The following is a 16,430-nucleotide window of genomic DNA, read 5'->3' as shown; positions in this document are numbered from 1 at the left end:
GCGCTCCGTCAATACGAGGTCATGCGCTGGCAAGATGAGTCTCCGAGATCGCGCGCACGTCAATGCGGCGCGGCAGGATTGCGTCGCGGCTCGCACTGTCCGCGACTTTCTGCAGCGCTTCGATATCCGCGTTGGTGACGAAATGTTGTTTCAGTGAAGCGCGTTGCGTGATCTGCTTCGCAGCTTCGAGCGGCGAACGCGTGAGCGTTGCGTAAATCTGTGCGTACGCGTCGGGGTTTGCAATGGCCCAATCGCGGGCCCGTTGATAGCGAGCGAGCACGTCGGCAATCGCCGCGCGTTTGCGTGGATCGGTCAGCGCGTCGCCCGATGCGGTAATGAAACCGAGTCCACTATTGATGCCGCTGCCGTCGCGCAGAATTCGACCGCCGCGTTGCACGGCAATGCCGTAATACGGGTCGAACGTCGCCCACACGTCGATCGAACCCGACGCAAATGCGGCAAAGGCATCGACGGGCAGAATAAAGCGGACAGTGACGTCGTCTTTCGACAACCCCACTTCCGCCAATGCGCCGTAAAGCTGGAACTGCGAGATGCTTCCCCGTGCCGACGATACGAACACGGTGCGCCCTTTCAGATCGGCGACCGTGCGGACCGTGGAATGAGGTGCGACCAGAATGCCGAGTTGCGCGCCAGAACCGACTCGTGTCGCCACGATCTTCAATGCTGGGTCGCCCACCGCCGCAGCGAGAACCGGTAGATCGCCGGCGGGCGCAAGATCGACGGCACCCGCGCGTTGCGCTTCAAAGAGCGGAGCTGCACCCTGGAAGTTGGCCCAGCGGTATGCGTAGGGCGCACCGTCGAGTACCTTCGCCGCTTCGACCAGCGCCCGCGTGCCGCCAGCCTGATCGCCGAGCACGAGCGTGACGCCACTCGTGCTCGCAGCGGCACCTTCGGTCGCCGTCGCCGCGGCCGCGCGTCCCACCCCGGCCACGGCTAATGGCGCAACAGCGAGCGCGCGCAATACATGTCGTCGCGCGAAAAAAGATGCTGGAACGGAAGCCGTCATAAGTGCTCGCCTGAAGATAATCAGCACAGCGTAGCGACGAACGACGGGCTAGAGAATTATTCAATTTCGATATGTTTATATTTATTCAATATTTATGTTTTGCATGTCAGTGGATTGCCGGAATGGCCCGCAACGCGCCTAGGGTCCCGTGACCAACCCTTGCGCATCGAACAGTCCTTCAAAGAGGACCGTACTCAAATATCGCTCGCCCGAGTCGGGCAGTATGACGACGATCGTCTTTCCTGCATTCTCTGCGCGCTTCGCGAGCCGCACGGCAACTGCCACGGCGGCACCCGATGAGATGCCCGACAATATCCCCTCTTCGCTCGTCAGACGTCGCGCATAAAGGATTGCGTCCTCATTGGAGACCTGTTCGATATCGTCGACCAGAGAGAGATCCAGAACCTCCGGTACGAACCCGGCTCCGATGCCTTGAATTTTGTGCGGAGCCGGCTTTAGCGGCTCGCCCGCCCGCTTCTGCGTGAGGACGGGGCTCGCCGTAGGTTCGACTGCGACAGACCGGATTGGCTTGCCCTTAACCTGTTTGATGAAGCGCGAAACACCTGTGATGGTGCCGCCCGTGCCCACGCCCGATACAAAGATGTCCACGCTACCGTCGGTATCGTCCCAGATCTCCGGACCCGTCGTCTTTTCGTGGATGGCAGGGTTAGCAGGATTCCTGAATTGCTGAAGGACTACGTAACGTTCAGGATTCGAAGCGGCGATTTCTTCCGCTTTAGCGATGGCGCCAGGCATGCCGCGCGCGCCTTCCGTCAATACGAGCTTCGCACCATAGGCGACCAGCAGCTTGCGTCGCTCGATACTCATCGTTTCCGGCATGGTGAGGGTCAGCGGAATCCCCCGCGCTGCTGCCACGTAGGCAAGAGCAATGCCGGTGTTGCCGCTTGTCGCTTCAATAATCTCTTTACCTGGGCCTAGCTCGCCTCGTTCTTCGGCATCCCAGATCATCGAGGCACCAATCCGGCACTTCACGGAATAGGCGGGATTTCTCCCTTCAATTTTTGCCAGAACAATGGCTGACGCACCGTCCGTCACGCGATTGAGGCGGACCAGTGGCGTGTGACCGATGGACCGCGAGTTGTCTTCGAACCAGCGTGACATGGTTTTCTCCATTTAGCAGTTGAGATCACGGACCCAGTTTAGGGTTGTGGTTTGAAGAGTCATGCGGGAAACCCGTATGCGGCCCAGTTTTCCAGCACGCGACGCTTCATTTCCTCGGGATAGGACGTACCGAACGACGCGACAGGTGCTCGCATCGCACCACGAAACTGTTCGGGGAACAGACAATTTACTTTGGGAGCAAGATCGGATCATGTCTGAACGTGACCGCCTCCACGTGAAAAAGGGGTTGTTCGCGCCCGACCGCAAAGGAATACCCGTGGTATTCGCCTATTGGACCTTCCATGGCTCTTTCGGACAAACTGATCGTGCCTTCCAGAATAATTTCCGCGTTTGCGGGAACAAGCAGATCATTGGTCTCGGTCCTGACGACCTCGACGGCTTCGCCGGTCATTGCGCCGACGTAACCGCCCTCGCTGACGCGCTCGGGTAACGGCATGCCGGCCACAGCCAGAGCCGCGGGTGGCGCGCCAAGAACCATCGCCCATGGCGTCGGCGTGCCCTGACTCTTCCACATCCCGTGAATCATGCCAATGTGTTGCTGGGGCATCGCCGGGCCCACGAGTGTGTTCTTGTCATGCAACATCGAACGGGCGACCGACCCGCTGTCCCAGCTACCGTCCGGGCTTCGAACGACGTGAAATCCATAGATGCCAAAATAGCGTCCGCCGTCCGCCGCATGAAGCAAAGGCACCAGGAATCGCGTCAGATCCACTTCGTTGCCGCGCCAGATGTTTTCCTTGCAGGGGCCACTGTCGACGATCTGCGGAGCAATTGGCGATGAACCGGACGCCGAAATAATGCGTTCAAGAATCTCCTTCGGTCGCGCCGATTTCGGCAAACCGAAGTGAAGCGCAAGGCGGCCGAACTCTTCGCCTTTTTGCCTGTTCAGTCCGGCAGGCGCGCCTAGTACGCGAAAACCCGGCTCCACGCCCCGAATTGACTGGAAGAGTGGCGCGGGCGCCCGGTCTTCGTAGACTTTTCGCGGGATGGCACCGATCTCCGGATTCGCATCCACTGGCTGCGCAATCTCGACCAGATCATTCCGGCGGCGCAACTCATCAATGAATGAGCGGAAGTTCAAACACGGAGACGAATTCGACATGAGCCACCCCGCCGGTCGCTGATCGACTATTGATGGTACGCCTCCGGGCGATCGGGGTGAAGAAGCATCCCTGCGCGCATGGGCGGGCGCCGGTTGAGAGTATTCGATTGGAGACGGGTTGCGCAGACCCGTCTTGCGCGTGTCGATTTCTCCTACGATCATTCGTCGTAGTCACTGAAGGCGCCTTTACCTTCAAACATTATCGTTTTCAAAGGGAAAACCAACATGCGAGTCATGGTCATCATCAAGGCAACGCCCGAATCCGAAGCGGGACAAATGCCAGACATGGAACTCATCGCGGCGATGGGCCAATTTAACGAGGAACTGGTGAAGGCCGGCATCATGCAAGGCGGCGACGGACTGAAACCGACGTCGGCAGGCGCACGTGTAACGTTTTCAGGGAAGGAGCGGACCGTCGTCGATGGCCCATTTGCTGAAACCAAAGAATTGATCGCCGGGTACTGGCTTTGGCAAGTTCAATCAATGGACGAAGCGATCGAGTGGGTAAAACGCTGCCCGAACCCGATGGTGAGTGATTCAGAGATCGAGATTCGGCCTCTCTTTGAGCCTGCGGATTTTGGCGAGGCTTTTACGCCTGAGCTTCAGGAGCAGGAAAAGCGCTTACGGCAGCAGCTTGGGCATTGAGTCGCTGTCGTTGAAAGAGCCGCCATGGCGGGAGCGCCTGTCACAAGCTGTCGATCAGGCGCCGCAACACGATTCAACGAAATTGCCAATACCATGCATCAATTGTGGATAATTGTTGAGACATATTGCATGTACGACAAGCTTGGGTTAAATAACAAGGTTTGAAAAGAAAGCTGGAAAAAATCAAGGTTCGAGACGAATACCGAACCATCCAGAAACCAAAACCTGTTTTGTCATGCTCCTGGGGGGAAAATGAAAAAATCAATCGGTGCCGGTATCGCTGCGCTTGTCGTGCTGCTGGCATTGGCCAGATTCTGGCCACTTCACAGCGTGCCGCCTGGAGCCGTGGGCGTGGTGCAATTGTTCGGCAAGGTCAGCCCTGACGCGCTTCCGCCAGGACTCCATTTTGTGGGCCCGATAGCGCGTGTCGAAGATTTCAACGTCAAATTCCAGTCCGCGCTTGCACCGAAAGCTGAAGGCGCAACTTCCGACCTTCAGGAAGTATTCGAGGATATTTCCCTTAACTACGAATACGACCCAACTCATGCCACTTACGTCTACAGTCACTTTGGTGCGCCGGACGTTATTGAGCAGAGTTTCATACTGCCAGCGCTTTACGAGTCGTTCAAGGCTGTTACGTCCCAGTATACCGCCGAGGAGCTGGTCACCAAACGCACCGCAGTATCGCAGGCGATTATCACCAAGGTTCAGGCGAAACTGTCGAAGTATTACATTATTGTCTCCGACATCAACGTCCAGAATTTCAAGTTCGATGACCGGTTTGCCGAGGCAATTCGCAATAAGGTAGTTGCCGGGCAAAATCGCCTGACTGCAGAACAAAATCTCGAAACCGCCAAAATCGCCACCGAACAGCGCGTCGTCGAGGCTGAAGGGAATGCCAAAGCCATCGCGATTCAGGCATCGGCGGTAGAAAATCAAGGCGGCGACAAGTTCATCGCACTCGAAGCGGTCAAGAAATGGAATGGCCAACTGCCAACCTATATGGGCGGCGGCGCCCCACTCCCATTCCTGAACGTTGGCAAATAGACCTGACAAAACGAGGCCCGCTGCTGCCTGAATGGCATGTGCGGGTTCTGTGCATCCCACCGCGCGCCCAAAACTCATGGTAGTCGGGCGCGACCCGCCCGCCTCACCCGCACATCCTGCCTGCCCCGCCCGCCACTCTGGGTGTAGGTCTCGGACGACATTCGTCGTAGGGGCTATACTGACGCACCGTAGGCACCACATCGAGCTACGATGACTTCAAAACAGTGGCGTTCGACTCAACCCCGTTCATTTCAGCAGCCGATGCATCGCCCCGCCGCCCCACGTCCGAAACGCGTGCCACCAGGCGGCCGGGCCTGCGTTTTCGGCGCGAGATCCGTTGTATTGACTTCCGCCAGTCTTTTCGCTGACGCGCAACCGAATCAGGCAGCGCTGCCTTTTTCGACGGATTAATGGTCCTTGGGTCAGAAAAAGGGGACATGTGCGATGGCCAATCAATTAATTTTCAGCGGTGCTCCGTCGCAGGCCTGTAACCTGCCGGCGCTTCTGAAGGGAAGTGCTGTTATGGCAATGATCGGCGCCATACATGTATGCACATCGAATGCTTTTCCGCTTCAGTGGCACCTGCTGCTGGCACAAGCGGGAGCGGTCCTGATCGGGGCCGGCTTTCCGTTCGTCAAGACCGCGTTCACTCGCATCGTCATCGACACCACGGGGATTACCTGGACGCAAGGCATTCTGCATCGCCGCGTATCGGTTCTCGAGATTTCACGGATTCAGAGCGTCAACTCGATCCACCCATGGTGGCAGCGTCCATTCGGCACCGGCTCGATCATTCTGACGACTAACGATGCCACGCGTCCCGTGAGACGTTTGCCCGGCATCAGGAACGCCGATCAGGTCGGCAAGGCGCTCGCAGAAGTCGTTGCCATGTACCGGGAACGGCTTGCCCCCGCCAACACGTACGATCCAAACGCCCCGGGTTACGCCCAGGCGCAGCGTGTCTGAACAGGCGGCATCGGTTTGCAGATGATCGGGCTTGCTGACCGCCTTCCCTCTCGCTATAGACCAGAGCCGAACAACTCCGCGCCGGCTCAAAGTTCGGAATGCTTTCTAATCGCTGGTTGTAAACGCGGCATTTCCCGCGATGATTTCCAGTAGAAAGTTCATGACTGCCCGTACTTGCGGTACGCGGCGCAGATCCCGATGCACCGCCATCCAGATATCGCGCGAAAATCGCTCGCCATCGTACGCGACGCGTCGCAGATTCGGATTGGCGTCTGCCACGAAGCACGGCAGGCCCGCCACGCCGGCGCCTGCCTGAGCCGCTGCAAGGTGACCCGTGATGTCGCCGATTTCACATGCAACGGGTCGCCCTCTTGCGACGTCCTTCAACCACGCCTGCTGCGGCCTGTCGGCCAATCCGGCATCGTAGGCGATGAATTCCCACGCAGCCGGATGGTGAAGATGCGGGTAGTCCTTGCTTGCGTAAAGATCAAACGACATACGCCCCAGCTTTCGTACCACCGTAGCCGCTTCCTTTGGCCGAACCAGCCGCAGGGCGATGTCCGCTTCGCGCCGACTCAGCGAAACTTGCCGTGGCTCGCCCGAAACCGACAACTGCACGCCCGGATGTGCAATCCGGAAGTCCGCCAGATGCTTCACCAGAAAACTGGCCACCAAAACAGGTGGAGCGCTCAATGAGACCTTGCCGCTCAGCGGAGAAAGGCTGACATCCACGAAGCGCTCGATCGCGTAGGCACTTTCTTCCATTCCCTGCGCCAGTTCGAACACCCGCTGGCCGGCCTGAGTGAGCGTGCAGGAGCGCGGAAGACGCTCAACCAGGCGGGTCTTCATCTCATCCTCCAACGCGCTCAAGCGTCGGCTGACCGTCGCGTGATCGACCTTCAGGCTGCGCGCGGCCCCCGAAAACGTACCGATGCGGGCGAGCGTGAGGAAGTGACGCATATTTTCCCAATCGAACATCGGTGCATTTTCTCCAGGACGCTGTGCAGTTATGGGGAATATTCGCACGAAGCCGATTTACCTACCATAGGGAATATTTCGGTTAACAAGCTTCGCTCGCCAATGCGTATTTCCTGCATAACCTGCCGGCCTGGCTCAGCGCAATATAGAGGTCCATTACATGAAAACTCCTGAATCTCGCCGCATTGTGTCGGCCGTGCTCATCTCGCTGTGCTTCATGGGTGGGATCGCGGGTGCCGCGTCCGCGGCCGGCATGGCGTTGCTTCTGTTCCCCGAGTTGGCCGCACTGTCCTACGACGTCTTCCTGCGTCCGCGCGGCACCTGGGCACGTGCCCCCTGGATGCTCGCGCTCTCTCCTGCAGTAACCGCCGTGCTGGGCGTACTCGTGACCCGCTATCTGCCGTATTCCGCAGCGTCCATTGCGATCTGTATCGTGGGAGCAATGGTCATTCTGAAGCTCATGCGCTCGCCCATCGCGCCGGCCATCTCGGCCTGCGTTCTCGCCCTCTCGCTTGACGAGAAAAGCTGGTCGTATCCGCTTTCGATCCTGCTCGGCACGGGCGCGCTTGCCCTCCTCGCCGCGATCTACCGCAGGTTCTTCGACAAACAGGCCGCACACGCCGCGCCGAGCGCCGCAGATCGGGTGGATGATGAAATTGAATCGTTGCCCGAACAGTTTCGCTGGGTGCCGTTCTTCGTCGTGTTTCTCGGTGCCGCGTACCTGCTTTCGATCGCGACCGGCATGAGAATGGTGTTTTTCCCGCCGCTCGTGGTGATCGTCTTTGAAATGTTCGCGCACGCCGACGTCTGCCCCTGGGCGAAGCGCCCCATGCTGTTGCCCGCGGTATGCACGCTCGCGGCGGCCGCGGGCGTCGCTACGCTGGCGGCGTTTGGTCCAGGCATCATCTCCACGGTAATGGCCATGCTGTTCGGCGTCGTCATGCTGCGTATGACTCGTCTGCATGCCATTCCCGCGCTTGCCATCGGGCTCCTGCCGCAAGTCATGACGCGCCCCGACTGGCATTTTCCGCTCGCAGTCGGCATAGGCAGCACGCTTTTGACAGCCAGTTTCCTGCTCTTCGAAAAATCCTCGGGAGCCGGCCGCGAGTTCGCACAATGACGGGCGGTCTCAGCTGCCCCCCGTGCGGGGGCCGACCAGGAACCCGCATCATTTGACCAGTACAACTGAGCACCCGCTTCGGTCGTGCGGGAAAGGCGACATCGTTGCCTGTTGCGCCACATTGAGAAAGTTTTTTTTTCCCTGGAATAACCGGCGCGCTTGAGTGTTATCTCTTTGAGCAAGCGATACGGCGCGGCGATTCGTCTGGTGAAAGGCTCGCCTTGGTCCGCCGGTATATGCATCCTATTTCGACAAGGCTTTGGCACATGAGTGATGTTTCGACAAGTGAATTCAGCAATCAGGTTCGAGCGAATCAGGACCGGTTGTCCGCGTCCCTGCAACGCGGCTACGACTACATCATCTGTGGCGCGGGTTCGGCAGGATCGGTGGTCGCAGCGCGGCTCGCCGCCAACACGGATGCGAAGATCCTGGTGCTCGAAGCAGGCGGCACAGACGATCTGGAGATTACCAACGATCCGAACCGCTGGCCGATGACGCTTGGCAGCGAGCTGGACTGGGGCTTCACCGCGGAAGCCAATCCCCGCTTGAATAACCGGGCCATCGGCTATTCGATGGGAAAGGCGCTGGGAGGCGGCTCGACAATCAACGTATCGACATGGTCCCGTGGCCATCGAGCGGACTGGGACTTCTATGCCGCGGAAACCGGTGACGCGGCGTGGAACTACGAATCGGTTTTGGGCCTTTACCGCGATCGGGTGGAAAGCTGGACGGGTGCATCCGACGTCAGATACAGAGGGACGAACGGAACCGTGCACGTCCAGCCGTCGTCTGCGCCGCACGCCTTTGCCGCCGCGTTTTTGCAGGGCGCGCAGTCGATTGGAATCGAACGCTTCCCGAACCCTAACGGGCTGATGATGGAATCAGACGGCGGATCTTCAATCATCGACGAAACGGTGCGAAACAGCCGACGGCAATCGATCTTCCGTTCGTACCTGTACCCTCTTCTGGACCGGAACAATGTGACCGTATTGACGGGGGCCGTGGTCAACCGCGTCCTCTTTACGAATCAACGGGCAAGCGGTATTGAGTTCTCCTATGGTGGGAAGGACATCACCGTGCGCGCCGATCGGGAAATCGTGCTGTCTTTAGGCGCCATTCATACGCCTAAGCTGCTCATGCAATCCGGAATCGGCGACGAACGGGAACTGGATCAGCACCGCATCCCCGTCATCCAGTCACTGCCAGGCGTCGGTCGCAATCTTCACGATCACGTTTCGTTTGGCGTTCTCTACGAAAAGACCGAGTTGTCCCCGTTCGCCGGATCGAGAAGCGAAACTGTCGCTTTCTGGAAAAGTGCCAAGAATCTGGACAGCCCCGACTTTTACACTTACGCGAGCCAACACCCGTTTATCACGCCGGAAAATGCTGCATCGATGGATGTCCCTGCTGCATGTTGGTCGCTAGTGGTCGGAATGCGTCCAAAGAGCCGAGGCTCGATTCGATTGACCGGTCCCAGCGCGACGGATCCTCTGAAGATCGACGCGGGGTACCTGGCTGATCCCGATGACCTCGACAAGCTGGTTTCCGGCATCCAGGTGGCTCAGCAACTCGGCCGTTCCGACGCCTTGAAGCCATTCACACGCAGACAGGTCGCGCCCATTTCACAAAGCACAGACGCGCTTGAGACGTACCTGCGCAACGGACTCGGGACCTTCTGGCATCAATGCGGGACGGCGAAAATGGGACGTGACACGATGTCGGTTGTCGATGGCAACCTGAAGGTTCACGGGATCGAAGGACTTCGCGTCGCCGACGCATCCGTCATGCCACGCGTGACCACTGGAAACACCATGGCGCCTTGCGTCATCATTGGAGAGCAGGCAGCCAGGTTTATGATGAAGCAATAACGTTGCGTCTAGCGCCGAGCTTCCCGCTCCCCACACTCGAATGCATCGCGCGACGGCAGGCAAGCTTGCCGTCGCGATCCTCGAGTTCGGTCAGGACAACCTGCTCCTGACGATGCCTGAACGCATCAAAAGGAAGGACGGGTCACGGAAAGCGAATAACGCCCCATGTTCAATTGGGCGACGCGTGGCGGCACGCTCGTCCGCCTGGCGTCGTTGAACGCAGCTTGCGACTGATCTGCGGAATCGGCGTAGTGGTACGTGGGCTGTTCTTGCGCGATTTGCGCACTCACGTCGTCGTTCATTGAAATGGGCGTCGACTGGGCAAAGGAGGACACAGCGGGAATGGCGAGAGCAGCGGCGACAAGCAATTGAGCAACTTTCATGGCGTTTTCTCCAACAGGTGTCCGCGTACCGTCTTGTACGCATCCGATGTACCCAGTGTAGAACCGCGCTCGCTCAGTGACGAGGGCCGCCAGCCGAATTCACTGTTGTCAATATCCGCACAAAGCAACACCTCCAGAGCAGGCAGTGCCTCCAGACATCGCTCAGCTTTGAGCGTTGCTTTCGCAATCCTTCCAGTAGCGCAGCGGATCGCCATGATGCGGGTAGCGGGAATTGAGCCACGCCGACAGCCTGGCCCAATCAGGATGGTTCGTGCCCGTTTGAGCCGACCAGGTACTGGACCGCTCCAGAATCTGACTGCTCTCGCGATCGCGGACCACCAGGCTGCTCAGGCCGCTCGTACTGTTTGCCTGCGATTCAACCAGGTACCGCGGTAGAATCCGCAGTTCGGCGTCTTCGGCCCATCCGTACAGGGCGCGCACCACACCAAAGGAATCCCGCAGCTCAATGGGTCCGTTTTCCGGGCGCACGGCTTTCCAGCCTTCAGGAAATTCGGTGACCACCTCGTTTCCGCCCTCCCTCACCCACTTCACGCGCCATGCCCGGACCATCGCCTCGCGCATGCCGGACACTGATGCATATCCAGCCGGCAATTCAATCATTGCCGGAAGCGTGATGAGGTTGTCTTTCCAGAGCTTGGTCTCGTCGTCGACGCGTTCGACCTCGTCGAACGCGCCCGCTTCGAACGGATTCTCGGGGCGGCTCGCGACCCTCGCACTGCCGGCAGGAAGTCCCTCGAAGAGACGTTCGGCATCATGGCGGGTGAGTTTCGTCTTTCCTTTTTTCATGGGTCCCTCTCCAATGCGGTTGTCTCACTGGCGCCCCGGCCCTGATGGCCATCGTCAAGCGCACCTTCTCTCAATTGTACGATGCGGCTATTCTTCGGTACACCACACCACCCCGGAGTGCCCCATGCAGACAGTCCGTCGTTTCGTGTTCCTTGCGCTGACATGCAGCGTCATCGGTTTGTCCCATTCATCGAACGCGTCGGCCGACTCCGCCGGGCCGCCACGCAGCCTCATGCAGGTCGTCTCGTTCGGCGACAGTCTTTCGGACGTCGGCACCTATGCCTACGCCCGGCAATTCGGCGGCGGTACTTACACCACCCATCCGGGCGCGATCTCCGTACAGCTTATCGCGCAACATTATGGGTCGGGCCTCACGCCGGCGTTGACGGGCGGCTTCGGGCAACGGTCCGTGCAACATCCGGAAGGATTGGGCTACGCCCAAGGCGGTGCGCGCGTCGCCGCTCCGCCGAACCCCGGTAATGCAACCGGCGACACCGGCGAGCTGCAGACCCCGTTGACCTCACAGGTAGCCGCCTATCTTCAGTTGCACACACGCTTCACCAGTCAGCAACTGGTATTGATGCAAGGCGGGGCCAATGACGTTCAGGATGCCTACGGTGCATGGGCGGGCATGGTTGCGAATGGCGGCGATCCGGGCTCGTCCCTGCAGGCGGTGCTACCTTCGCTGCAACAGGCGGCGCAACAATTTGCGGCTTTGGCGCACCATGTCCAGCAGCATGGCGCCACACATATCGTTGTGCAAAACGTTCCGGACATCAGCAAGGCGCCCATCGCGAACCTGCTCGATCAACAAATGCCGGGTTCCTCAACCGTGCTTCGGCGCATGGCGCAGGTATTCAATAGCGCGCTGGATGACGCCCTCCCCGCGTCGCCCGCCATTCTGCGGATCGACGCGTTCACGTTCATTGATGAAGTGTCGAATAACTATCGTCAACTGGGTTTTCGCTTCGACGGAAGCGTCGGCACCCACGTAGCGTGCGCACCGGCAAACCTGCCCCCGGCGTTCCAGGCTGACGACACCAGCGCGCTCTTCTGCTCACGCGCGACCTATGTGTCGCCGGATGCCGACAATGTCTACATGTTCGCCGACGCTTATCACCCGGCGACTCATCTGCAAAAGCTCATAGCAGACTTCGTGGTGGTCAAAGTAGACACGTGGTTACACGAGTAGCTTTGGCGCGGCCGTTCGTTGTCCAGAACGTCAGCCATGCAACGATGTAGCGTTGCATGGCCATGAACGCAAGCACCGCCCTCACTGTTCTGCCGTCATGACACGCGTCACGCCGCCTGATACGTGCCATTCGTCGCTCGAACATCGACCACCAGTTTGCCGCGCACGTGTCCCTCCTTCTGCCTCGCCAGCGCCTCGTGCGTCGCATCGAACGGATACGTTGCCGCCACCTTGACGATGATCTTGCCGTCCTGAATCAGCGACGCGATAACCGCGAGCTGCGCGCCGTCGGGCTGCGCCGTATAGCGTTCGGCGCGCACGCCGTGCTTTGACGCCTCCTCTTGCGAGGGTTCGTTGAGTGTCGAGATCAACGCGCCCCCGGGCGCGACGACGGCCCATGAACGTGTTTGCGTTTCTCCGCCGACAAGGTCGAACACCAGATCCATGTCGCGGGCATGCTCTTCGAACCGCTGGGTGGAATAGTCGATCACGTGGTCGGCGCCCAACTCGCGCACGAATTCCACGCCGTCGCCCGACGCGGTCACGAACACCTCCGCACCTTTGTACCGGGCGAACTGCACTGCGAAATGGCCGACTCCGCCCGCGCCTGCATGAATCAGCACACGATCCCGGCTTTTCAACCCGCCGTGATCGAACAGCCCCTGCCATGCCGTCAATGCGGCGAGGGGCACGGCTCCTGCCGTGAACAGGTCGACTTTCCTGGGCGGGCGCGCTAATGCGTGTTCATCGACCAGCACATACTCGGCGTACGCACCAGGCCCCTGGCCTACGAAGGCAAACACCGCATCCCCTGCCTTCCATCGTGTCACGCCATCGCCTACCCGTTCCACCACACCGGCAAAGTCTCGTCCTAGCGTGTAGGGCAGCTGGTCTTCCCCTATCAGCGGATAATGTCCGGCCAGCGTCTTGAGATCAACCGGGTTGACGCTCGCAGTCTGCACGCGGACCAGCACTTCGTTATCGGCAGGATCCGGCACGTCGACCGTTTCCGGTCGGAATTCCTCCAGGCTGCCAAAGCGATGAATCCGATAAGCCATCATGCGACTCATTGTTGCCTCCCTGAACAAACGCATGGCCGCAGCTTCAGTGCGGGACGGCACGGCGCGACTCCGCCCCATGCTTGAGGAGGTTGCGCAAGCAGCGTTCCTCGTGCGTAGCCGATTGACAGGAACAGGCATTGCTATGCCAGAATCGCAACCATGAACTGGATCGCCGCCTTCCCGATGTACAACGTCACGCCCGCGCTCGCCGCCGAGTGGCGCACGCTGCTCGCCGACGTCCTGCAAGCAGTCGCCCCGCGCGCCAGCATCGTCGAACCGGGCGACGATCTGCACGCCTTGTGGCGACGCCCTGAACTTCTCGTTTCGCAAACCTGCGGTTATCCGCTGATGAGCGGCCTGCACGCGCAGGTCCAGTTGATTGCGACCCCAAAGTTCGACGCCCCCGGTTGCAGCGGAACGGACTATTCGAGCGCGCTCATCACACGCACTAACGCACGCCTCGACACGCTCGACGCCTGCCGCGGCGCACGGGCTGCCTACAATCAGGACGATTCGAATAGCGGCATGAACGTGTTCCGCCACGCCGTGGCACCCATTGCTCAGGACGGCAGATTTTTTGACGAGGTGATACGCACCGGCTCACACCTGAGCTCACTGCTGGCCGTGGCGGAAAACCGCGCGGACATTGCCGCAATCGACTGCGTGACGTTCGCGTTCGTGCGCGATGAAATGCCGGAACTCGCCCACCAGGTGAGGGAGATCCGTTGGACCGCTGCGTCGCCAGGTTTGCCGTTGATTGCTGCAAACACCGTGCCGCAGGGCATGATCGAGGCAATGCGTTTAGCGCTGAACGAAGCCACCGCAGCGCAACCCGCACGTGCTGCGCGATTGCGCCTAAAAGGCTTCGCGAGCCTGCCTTTGAGCGACTACGCGCGCATCACGAAACTGGAAAACGAGGCGCGAGCCCTGGGCTATCCGCGCCTCGCCTGAACTGGACCCGCCGGCCCGCAACAGCCATTCCAAACCGCTCGATCGAGGCGGCTCAGCCCACCTCGAGCACCAGCAATTGCGCGCCGTCAGCGACCTGATCGCCGACGGCATACAGCACTTCCGATACCGTGCCGGCCGTCGGTGCACCAATCGTGTGCTCCATCTTCATGGCTTCCATCACGATCAGCGGCGTGCCTTTCTCGACCACCGCACCCGGCTCCACCAGCACGGCGATCACCTTGCCGGGCATCGGCGCAGTGAGACGCCCTTCACCGTGTTCAGCGTCCGCGGCATGCGCCAGCAGGTTTTGCCATTCGAAGGCCTGCGCCTCACCGAGGCAAAACACATGAAACACGTCACCGTCGACAAACACGCGCCCCGTAACGTGCGAGTCGCCGATCGTCGCGCCGAACTCATGCACGCCCGCGCCGCTCCACCACGTAAAACCGTCACGCTGCCCTGCATATTCCAGCGTTTGCGCGCCGCCATCGCGGGCAAACACCACAGCAAAGGCCGTTTCGCCCTCAATATCGCGCCAGGCGAGCGTCTGCGTATAGCCGCTGTTCAGACGCCAGTGCGACAGCGCATCCCACGGCGACGCGCCATGTGCGGTACCGCCTTCACGCGTGAGCAAGGCCGCACAGGCCAGCGCAAGCGCTTCACGAAAGGGCTTTTTCACCGGCGCGAACAGGACATCGTGATACCGCTCGATCAGGCCCGTATCGAGGTCGCCGCTCGAGAAAGGCTCGCTCGCCACGATGCGCTGCAGAAACTCGACATTGGTATGCGGACCCACGACTTCGCAAGCCCGCAAGGCGCGGCTCATCCGCGCGAGCGCTTCGGCCCGCGTGGCACCATGCACGATCAGCTTGGCGATCATCGGATCGTAGAACGGCGTGATCGTGTCGCCCTCGCGCACACCGCTGTCGATCCGCACCGCTGCGCGTGAACCGGGTAAATCCGTCGAACTGAGCGTAAATTCCACGCCTTGCGGCATGCGCAGATGTTTGAGCGTGCCCGTCGACGGCAGGAACCCACGCGCCGGATGCTCGGCATAAATACGCGCTTCGATGGCATGACCGTCGAGTTTAAGTTGCGCCTGCGTGAGCGGCAACGGCTCGCCGGAAGCCACCCGCAATTGCCATTCGACCAGATCCAGTCCCGTCACCATTTCGGTCACCGGATGCTCGACCTGCAGACGCGTGTTCATCTCCATGAAATAGAACTGGCTCGCGCCCGTCATGATGAACTCGACCGTGCCCGCGCCCACGTAATTCACCGCGCGCGCCGCGGCGACCGCCGCCTCGCCCATCTCGCGCCGCAATTCGGCGGACAGACCCGGTGCCGGCGCTTCTTCCAGCACTTTCTGATGGCGGCGCTGCACCGAGCAATCGCGATCGAACAGATACACGGCGCCGCCTTGCTGGTCGGCGAACACCTGCACTTCCACGTGACGCGGCCGGGTCAGATACTTTTCGATCAGCACGCGGTCGTTGCCGAAGCTGCTGGCCGCCTCGCGTTTGCAGGACGCAAGCGCCGCGGCGAAATCTTCGCTGCGCTCCACCACCCGCATCCCCTTGCCGCCGCCACCCGCGCTTGCCTTCAGCAGGACCGGATAGCCCATCGAATCGGCTTCCCGTTGCAGCAGTTTGGCATCCTGATCGTCGCCGTGATAGCCGGGCACCAGCGGCACCGCGGCGGCATGCATCAGCGCCTTGGCGGCCGCTTTCGAGCCCATCGCGGCAATGGCTTCGACCGGCGGTCCGATGAAGACAATACCGGCCGCTTCGCAAGCTCGCGCAAAATCTTCGTTTTCCGACAGAAAACCGTAGCCCGGATGCACCGCCTGCGCGCCCGTCGCGCGTGCCGCTGCGATGATGCGTTCGTAGCGAAGATAGCTCTCGGCCGCAGTCGAACCGCCGATATGCACCGCTTCGTCGCACGCCGCGACATGCTTCGCATTGGCGTCCGCGTCGGAATACACCGCCACGCTCGCGATGCCGAGACGCTTGCAGGTGGCGGCAACCCGGCAGGCAATCTCACCGCGGTTGGCGATCAGAATCTTGTTGAACATGAGGTGTCTCGCTGAGTGGTCCGGTTCAGGACTGTTGTTCTGCGGTTTGTCGTAGCGTACAGCGAC

15 protein-coding genes are annotated in these 16,430 nt (G+C 60.2%); 7 read left to right on the top strand and 8 right to left on the bottom strand.

Annotation, left to right across the window (positions count from 1 at the left end; all coding sequences use genetic code 11):
• Positions 1-19: 19 nt before the first annotated feature.
• The 3 genes from P3T43_RS17915 to P3T43_RS17905 all read right to left on the bottom strand — a co-directional run bounded on the left by P3T43_RS17915 (position 20) and on the right by P3T43_RS17905 (position 3,251).
• Positions 20-1,027: an ABC transporter substrate-binding protein gene (locus P3T43_RS17915; protein WP_429282377.1), complete on the bottom strand. Its 1,008-nt coding sequence runs from the start codon at positions 1,025-1,027 to the stop codon at positions 20-22.
• 138 nt (positions 1,028-1,165) lie between these two features.
• Complete coding sequence (cysK, locus tag P3T43_RS17910) at positions 1,166-2,149, bottom strand: cysteine synthase A (protein ID WP_429282376.1); 984 nt, start codon at positions 2,147-2,149, stop codon at positions 1,166-1,168.
• Positions 2,150-2,336: 187 nt separating this feature from the next.
• Complete coding sequence (locus P3T43_RS17905; protein ID WP_429282375.1) at positions 2,337-3,251, bottom strand: UbiD family decarboxylase domain-containing protein; 915 nt, start codon at positions 3,249-3,251, stop codon at positions 2,337-2,339.
• A gap of 246 nt (positions 3,252-3,497) precedes the next feature.
• Here P3T43_RS17905 and P3T43_RS17900 point away from each other — a divergent pair, with 246 nt between their 5' ends.
• The 3 genes from P3T43_RS17900 (at position 3,498) to P3T43_RS17890 (ending at position 5,930) form a co-directional block, all read left to right on the top strand.
• Positions 3,498-3,917 (top strand): YciI family protein, encoded by a 420-nt coding sequence (locus P3T43_RS17900; protein ID WP_429282374.1) that lies wholly within the window; start codon positions 3,498-3,500, stop codon positions 3,915-3,917.
• Positions 3,918-4,169: 252 nt separating this feature from the next.
• Complete coding sequence (locus tag P3T43_RS17895) at positions 4,170-4,964, top strand: prohibitin family protein (protein WP_429282373.1); 795 nt, start codon at positions 4,170-4,172, stop codon at positions 4,962-4,964.
• A gap of 522 nt (positions 4,965-5,486) precedes the next feature.
• Positions 5,487-5,930 (top strand): PH domain-containing protein, encoded by a 444-nt coding sequence (locus P3T43_RS17890; protein ID WP_429282372.1) that lies wholly within the window; start codon positions 5,487-5,489, stop codon positions 5,928-5,930.
• A 105-nt stretch (positions 5,931-6,035) separates the two neighbouring features.
• Here the strand turns inward: P3T43_RS17890 and P3T43_RS17885 are convergent, their stop codons facing one another.
• Complete coding sequence (locus P3T43_RS17885; protein ID WP_429282371.1) at positions 6,036-6,908, bottom strand: LysR family transcriptional regulator; 873 nt, start codon at positions 6,906-6,908, stop codon at positions 6,036-6,038.
• Between the two features lie 160 nt (positions 6,909-7,068).
• On the opposite strand from P3T43_RS17885, the gene P3T43_RS17880 reads away from it, so the two are divergent.
• A complete protein-coding gene (locus tag P3T43_RS17880) occupies positions 7,069-8,028 on the top strand; it encodes an HPP family protein (protein ID WP_429282370.1) in 960 nt (319 codons plus the stop codon).
• 266 nt (positions 8,029-8,294) lie between these two features.
• Positions 8,295-9,896 (top strand): GMC family oxidoreductase, encoded by a 1,602-nt coding sequence (locus P3T43_RS17875; RefSeq protein ID WP_429282369.1) that lies wholly within the window; start codon positions 8,295-8,297, stop codon positions 9,894-9,896.
• 125 nt (positions 9,897-10,021) lie between these two features.
• Here the strand turns inward: P3T43_RS17875 and P3T43_RS17870 are convergent, their stop codons facing one another.
• Positions 10,022-10,279 carry a hypothetical protein gene (locus P3T43_RS17870; RefSeq protein ID WP_429282368.1) on the bottom strand — a complete coding sequence of 86 codons (258 nt, stop codon included), beginning with the start codon at positions 10,277-10,279 and terminating at the stop codon, positions 10,022-10,024.
• Positions 10,280-10,441: 162 nt separating this feature from the next.
• Complete coding sequence (locus tag P3T43_RS17865; protein WP_429282367.1) at positions 10,442-11,086, bottom strand: hypothetical protein; 645 nt, start codon at positions 11,084-11,086, stop codon at positions 10,442-10,444.
• Positions 11,087-11,210: 124 nt separating this feature from the next.
• Here P3T43_RS17865 and P3T43_RS17860 point away from each other — a divergent pair, with 124 nt between their 5' ends.
• Positions 11,211-12,278 (top strand): SGNH/GDSL hydrolase family protein, encoded by a 1,068-nt coding sequence (locus P3T43_RS17860; RefSeq protein WP_429282366.1) that lies wholly within the window; start codon positions 11,211-11,213, stop codon positions 12,276-12,278.
• Between the two features lie 107 nt (positions 12,279-12,385).
• On the opposite strand, the gene P3T43_RS17855 is transcribed toward P3T43_RS17860, so the two are convergent.
• On the bottom strand, positions 12,386-13,348 hold the full coding sequence (locus P3T43_RS17855; protein ID WP_429282365.1) for an NADP-dependent oxidoreductase: 963 nt from the start codon (positions 13,346-13,348) through the stop codon (positions 12,386-12,388).
• 150 nt (positions 13,349-13,498) lie between these two features.
• Between P3T43_RS17855 and P3T43_RS17850 the strand changes: the two genes are divergently transcribed.
• Positions 13,499-14,290, top strand: coding sequence for a phosphate/phosphite/phosphonate ABC transporter substrate-binding protein (locus P3T43_RS17850; RefSeq protein WP_429282364.1), 792 nt, complete (start codon positions 13,499-13,501; stop codon positions 14,288-14,290).
• Between the two features lie 52 nt (positions 14,291-14,342).
• Here P3T43_RS17850 and P3T43_RS17845 read toward each other — a convergent pair whose 3' ends face one another.
• On the bottom strand, positions 14,343-16,364 hold the full coding sequence (locus P3T43_RS17845) for an acetyl/propionyl/methylcrotonyl-CoA carboxylase subunit alpha (RefSeq protein ID WP_429282363.1): 2,022 nt from the start codon (positions 16,362-16,364) through the stop codon (positions 14,343-14,345).
• Positions 16,365-16,430 lie beyond the last annotated feature (66 nt).

The organism is Paraburkholderia sp. GAS41 (assembly GCF_050436545.1).
Lineage (GTDB): Bacteria > Pseudomonadota > Gammaproteobacteria > Burkholderiales > Burkholderiaceae > Paraburkholderia.
The sequence above is the reverse complement of the archived record's forward strand: the minus strand, read 5'-3'. Positions and strand labels throughout refer to the sequence as shown.